The sequence below is a fragment of the Mycobacterium intermedium genome (genome assembly GCF_002086275.1).
GTDB classification, from domain to species: Bacteria; Actinomycetota; Actinomycetes; order Mycobacteriales; family Mycobacteriaceae; genus Mycobacterium; species Mycobacterium intermedium.
Genome location: NZ_MVHT01000177.1, coordinates 1 through 3775 on the forward strand (window position 1 = coordinate 1; position 3775 = coordinate 3775).

The window sequence follows — 3775 nt, forward strand, 5'->3', positions numbered from 1 at the left end:
GCCCGCCCCGCCGTTGCCCCGCAGCCAGCCGCTCCCGCCGTCGCCGCCGGCCCCACCGGTCCCACCGAAGGTGCTACCTGTACCCCCGCCTCCGCCGTTTCCACCGGCACCGGAGTCGCCCGACAGCCACCCACCGCGACCGCCGTGACCACCGGCCCCGCCGGTGGGCCCAACGGGGCCGGTGTGGGTGCCGCCGGCGCCGCCGTTACCGCCAGCCCCACCGGCGCCCCACAACCCGGCCGCACCGCCCACGCCGCCGGCTCCGCCACCGAGGCTGTTCAACGGCGCCCCGGCCCCGCCGGCACCGCCAGGACCGCCATTGCCGTACAGCCAGCCGCCGTTACCGCCCGCGCCTCCGGCACCCCCGGCACCACCGGCTAGGCCAATACCGCCGGCACCACCGGCGCCGCCGTTACCGATCAAGCCCGCGGACCCGCCGGCACCGCCAGCTTGACCGGCCGCGCCGGAGCCGCCATTGCCGCCGTTTCCATACAAGATCCCACCGGCCCCGCCGGCTTGCCCGGTGCCCGGTGCACCATCGACCCCATCGCCGATCAGCGGACGTCCGAGCAGCAGCTGTGTCGGAGTGTTGATCACGTCCAGAACGGGCTGCAGCGGCCCGGCGTTAATTGATTCGGCGGTCGAATAGGCCGCGCCGGCGCTCGTCAATGTCCGCACGAACTGCAGATGAAATGCCTCAACCTGATTACTCAATGCCTGATAGGACTGCGCGTGGCCGGAAAACAGCGCCGCGATGGCGGCAGAAATCTCGTCCGCTCCCGCAGCCAGAATTGCCGTGGTGGGAACCGATGCCGCGACATTGGCGGCGTTAAGCGACGAACCGATACTTGCCAGATCTGTTGCCGCCTGGGCTAATAACGCCGGTGCTGCAACCAGAAAGGCCATATCTCTCTCCCGTCGTTTGCCCATTAGGCCAGCCAGATAACGCAGATCGTATCGCTATCGGACTTATGACCCGATTGGTTTTGTCGAACCACCAGCTTGATTCGTCACATATGCAAAATCAGGGTCTGTTTGCACAGATCACCGAAGTTACCTGTGCACTTTGCACAATAGATGGACTGGATGTCGGTGCCGACCCAGCATTGACGGGAAATGGCCGATACGGGGCACGTTCCGCGCATTCGCGGAGGCACCCCGTATCGGCGGGAGGGGAATTACGCTGCGAGGCGGCGCACTCCCAGGTATTGCAGACCGGCGAATAGCGCGGTGTAGACACCGGTTGCCAGCGTCGCGGCCACACCCGTGGTGGTCATGGGCACCAATTCAGCGGCGACGATCGCAGCCACGGTGTAGACGAGGTTGCCTACCACCACGCCGATGCCGGCTCGGCGCAGATTCGGCAGTGCGGCGAGGCTGAATACGGCCAGCCCGTAGAGCACGAAGAAGGCGCCGATGCTGTATTCCTGGCCCGACGTCAGCCCCGTCATCCTCGAGACCGGGTCCGCGGCCGCGGCCACGGCCAGACCCAGCAATCCGGTCAACGTGGCGTCCAGGCGCATGGCGAACCTCAGCAGCGAATCCGTCGAGTCGTAGAGGGGCCGGGTTAGCGGGCCTGCGATTGAGGTCATGTCATTCACTCCTTGGAGTTATCCGATTGGCGGTGTCGAACACGTCCGACGATGCCGGTGCGGCACTGCCAGATCGACGCACGCCACTGCCATCTACTGCCATGGACTAAACGACCAGGTATTTTGCTTCAGAATTCCCGAAGTTCCCTGTCAGATCGCTGTGGCTTCGACCACGTGGAACGGCGATGCCGTGTCCACCACACGCGTCATCCGGAAGCCGGAGCGGCTGAAAAGGCGCTCGAACTCGGCGGCGGAACGCTCTTTAGCGTCCAGCGCCAGCAGCATTTCCAAGTCCAGCCAGTTGCCCGCATATTCGCGGTTATGTTCCGGGACGACGAACTCGACGAGCAGAACGTGACTGCCCGGCGCGGCCGCACTGCGCACATTCCGCAGGATCCGCACGGCGTCGTCGTCGGGCCAGTCGTGGATCACGCTCTTGAGGACGTAAGCGTCGCCGCCTTCCGGCACGGATTCGAAGAACGACCCCTCGACGACCCGGACCCGGTCCTGCACCTTGAATTCGGCGAGCACTGCCGGAGCCCCCGACACCACCTGCGGCTGGTCAAACAAGATGCCTCGCGCGCTGGGCGTGGCGCCCAGAATCTCGGCCAAAAGGCGGCCATGTCCCCCGCCGACGTCGACGATGGTCCCGAAGGGGCTGAAGTCATAGGCGGCGATCACCGGCCCGATGGACATGGCTGACCCGGCCGTCATGGCGTTGTTGAAAATCTCGCCCAATTCCGGCTCGGATGCCAGGTACTCGAACGTGGGCTTGCCACGCAAGCCAGGGACGACGGACTTGCCGGTGCGAATGGCCTCGGTCAGGTGGCTCCAGTGTTCGCGGTGTTGGGGCGAACCCAGCCAACGAGCCCAGCCCGCCATGGGTACCTCCGCATCTTTACGCAGCGTGTCCGCGAGCGGGGTGAGGTCGTAGCGTCCGTCACGGCGCTGCTTGAAGATGCCGCGGCCGATCAACGCCCGCAGGAGTCGCCGGACGGCGTCGGGATCCGCGTTGACCGCGGTTGCCAACTCGTCGGCAGACAGCGGCCCCTTGGCCAGCGCGTCGGCGATGCCCAGGTCGGCCGCGGCGGTGATCGCCTGCGCCGCCCACGCGTTGGTGATCATTTCCATCATGGCCGCCGGCGGCGGGACGGCCCGCCGGTGCAGCTGCGCAAGGTGATGCCGCGCGGTCTCGACGGTCCGCGCAATTCTTGCGGGCGGAATCTTTGAAGGCACAAGTCTCCCTTTGTTATTCGGCGACGGCGACGGTCGCCGCGGCATTCTGCTTCAGTGGTCAGACTAGTCGCTGGCGACTGGGACCCGACCACGCAGATCGGCCGCAATGAGCCGGGCTGCGGCGTTTTGCCAGTTGTGCAGGGAACGCTGCGGCACTTCGGTGACCAACCATTGCCACGCCTGGCGGGCGATCGGATCGAGTCCCGCCGCAGTGGCATTCTGCGCATAGGCCCGTACCCCGACCACGTAGGGGAAGTACAGCGAGTTGTAATACCGCCACTCCTCGGTCGTCCCGAAATCACCGCCGTCGCGCGGCTTGAGCCGCCTGATGCCGTCGGCGAGAACGGCTTTGAGTTCGTTGGCCCTTTCCAGGGGGTGGTCCGATGCACCGCGGGCGGCCAGCCGCTCGTCGATCACGGGCAACGCGGTGAGCGGACTGGCCACCAGCTTGCTCAAGTCGCCGTAGTGGCCGAGCGCCCTGCGGGTCAGCCGGACGAAGGTTTCGTCGTCCACGTCGGCCAGGGGACTGTCGGCTCGCAGCGGCAGTGCCGCTTCGGTGTGCCGCAACGCGGCCCGATCCGCCCGCAGCGTCGGCGATTTCGAAAACGCCAGCCGGTCCAAGATCCCAGCCAGCGGGTCGGCCAGGACCTGAATGGTAATCGCGATTGCCAAGCTGGTGAAGAGCAGCACTGTCAGCGTGATCTGGGCGGCGGAGTCGTGGCGCGTCGCCGCCAGGCCGGCCAGGGCCTGGCCGCCGAACAGCGCCGCCACCGCGATCGAGCCGGCGAACGAGCGCAGCATGTCGGCGCGCAACGCCTGGCCTTCGTCGAACGCGTCCCAGCGGGCCACGGCCACGCCGAGTAGCAGGACTGGCGTGTTCCCTGTGAATGAGTCCAGCTTGTTTTAGAGTCCTGTGGCCCGAGGTCGGGCTGGAAGGGACGATGAAA

At 66.6% G+C, this 3775-nt stretch carries 3 protein-coding genes and 1 pseudogene; all 4 read right to left on the bottom strand.

The window, feature by feature from the left end; all coding sequences use genetic code 11:
- Positions 1-906: PE family protein (locus BST27_RS29705; RefSeq protein WP_083148783.1), on the bottom strand; the 906-nt coding region annotated here is incomplete at its 3' end.
- A gap of 272 nt (positions 907-1178) precedes the next feature.
- On the bottom strand, positions 1179-1592 hold the full coding sequence (locus tag BST27_RS29710) for a hypothetical protein (protein ID WP_069422458.1): 414 nt from the start codon (positions 1590-1592) through the stop codon (positions 1179-1181).
- A 150-nt stretch (positions 1593-1742) separates the two neighbouring features.
- Complete coding sequence (locus tag BST27_RS29715; protein WP_069422451.1) at positions 1743-2873, bottom strand: methyltransferase; 1131 nt, start codon at positions 2871-2873, stop codon at positions 1743-1745.
- Positions 2874-2891: 18 nt separating this feature from the next.
- Positions 2892-3698: pseudogene (locus BST27_RS29720) on the bottom strand (hypothetical protein); the annotation flags it as partial.
- Between the last annotated feature and the right edge of the window lie 77 nt (positions 3699-3775).